Below are 1,750 nucleotides of genomic sequence, written 5' to 3' on the forward strand. Positions count from 1 at the left end.
ATTCAATTATTGAAATCGATTCCATCATTGATTCGCCAGAAATAACTCGAGGCCCATACACACAAGCGAGTAATGGCCTTGAATACAAAGTGGCTGAATATTTCCAAGAGAAATATTTGAAGGGGGAATTGACCAGTATCGTAAATGGAGTTGGAAAAAAAATGGATCCAAAAACGAATAAAGTTATCTCGAAATGAAGTTGTACGGCCATGACGGTCTTGGATTTCACCTTGATAAATGGTCTGAGTTTTTAATCTCTCCAGATTCTTCTAGTACTGTGATAAATTCTAAACTGAATAATACCAAAGTAAATTGTCAACATTTTATGGAAGGTAATACGAGTGATTTTCTAGCGAAGAACGAAAACCTCAATACAGGAGATTTACAAATGATGATTTCAAAAGCGTTCTATTACAAAGGCGCTTATTACGTGCACGTATGGCGCTTGAGTAACTCGGATAAAATTTTCCACTATAAAAGACAAACTTTTAAATTCAATAAAAACGAAGAGCGACTGAATATTGGATTCCTCAATTATTATCAAAAAGGATATGCATCTGCGTCTTCTTTTTTAAAGACAGCCGATAAAAAAACACAAGTTAAACTGGAACTATGAAAACTTACGACTTGACAACTTTTACCAAGAAGATTGGGATTAAGGCTGACATGAAAGATTTGTATGACGCATGGACGCGAGCGGATAAAATTGAAACTTGGTTCTTGAGTCAAGCTACAAATTACCGCGGCTCAGAAGCGATTCCTAATGATGAAAATGTTCGTACTGCTGGCCAGTATGAATGGTCGTGGTATTTGCACGACATGACGGATAGAGCAGAATTTACGCAAGTCAATGGCCTTGATTTATTAAATTCATATTTGCCGGTGAATGTCTAGTGGAGATTTCGCTAAAAGAAGAGTCTGGATATGTTATAGTTGAATTGGTTCAGAAAAATATTCCTATTGATGACAGCTCTAAGCGCGGAATTCGACTTGGTTGTGATTCCGGCTGGTCGTTCTTTATGCTTAATCTTAAATCTGTCTACGAAGGTTGACTTGATCTAAGAAATAAAGACACTGAATTTCTGGGGATGTTGAATTGAGGAGTAGAGAGTTATAGAGTTATAGAGTTATAATTGATGAATTATGCCAATATGAAAACGATATTTATACTAATTATTTCTCTTTGTTCTACCGTTCTTATTGCTCAAAACGATTCGATAACGCCGGTTTTTCTAAAAGTTGAGCCTGTTAATCTAACAAAATGTGCAAAAGAGGTAATTATCACAACTAAAACGAATTGGAGAGGTACCAAACAAATTGTAAAGGGCCGATGTTTTTCAATAACAGGCTACTTAACCCAAGCCGATCCACCTCAACCAATCTATGATAATGGCAAGAGATTTAGAAGAGTTGAATATCTAGGTTTTCTTCCATATCAATGATTTTAAGAATTATAAAAGAGAGATTTATTATGTTAACTGAGAGTTAGCATAGGCTAACAACACCCCCCTTTTTGCTAATTTAGTGGCTTTCAATTGACTCAATTGCTTAGTTTAGTGGAATTAATGGATCAAGACTAATTGTTGGGGGACTAGGAATAAATTTTAGTTAGTCGATCCTTAACAACTTAAATTCATTTTCGGGAAGATGCAGGTTAAAATGATTTCAAATATTTGAATCAGCGATAATTTGACTTCACTTTTCAATTGTTTCATCATCTTCTTAAGACTCCATCCAGTAGCAGCTAAAA

4 protein-coding genes are annotated in these 1,750 nt (G+C 35.2%); all 4 read left to right on the plus strand.

Features of this window, described 5'->3' with window-relative positions; translation table 11 throughout:
- Window positions 1-193 precede the first annotated feature (193 nt).
- Complete coding sequence (locus tag HRT72_06440) at window positions 194-616, plus strand: hypothetical protein (protein NQY67345.1); 423 nt, start codon at window positions 194-196, stop codon at window positions 614-616.
- Complete coding sequence (locus HRT72_06445) at window positions 613-894, plus strand: hypothetical protein (protein ID NQY67346.1); 282 nt, start codon at window positions 613-615, stop codon at window positions 892-894. The genes HRT72_06440 and HRT72_06445 overlap by 4 nt, the downstream gene beginning before the upstream one ends.
- Window positions 894-1,052: a hypothetical protein gene (locus HRT72_06450; protein ID NQY67347.1), complete on the plus strand. Its 159-nt coding sequence runs from the start codon at window positions 894-896 to the stop codon at window positions 1,050-1,052. Before HRT72_06445 ends, HRT72_06450 begins: the two co-directional genes overlap by 1 nt.
- 99 nt (window positions 1,053-1,151) lie before the next feature.
- A complete protein-coding gene (locus HRT72_06455) occupies window positions 1,152-1,442 on the plus strand; it encodes a hypothetical protein (protein NQY67348.1) in 291 nt (96 codons plus the stop codon).
- Window positions 1,443-1,750 lie beyond the last annotated feature (308 nt).

This window comes from Flavobacteriales bacterium, assembly GCA_013214975.1.
Lineage (GTDB): Bacteria > Bacteroidota > Bacteroidia > DT-38 > DT-38 > DT-38.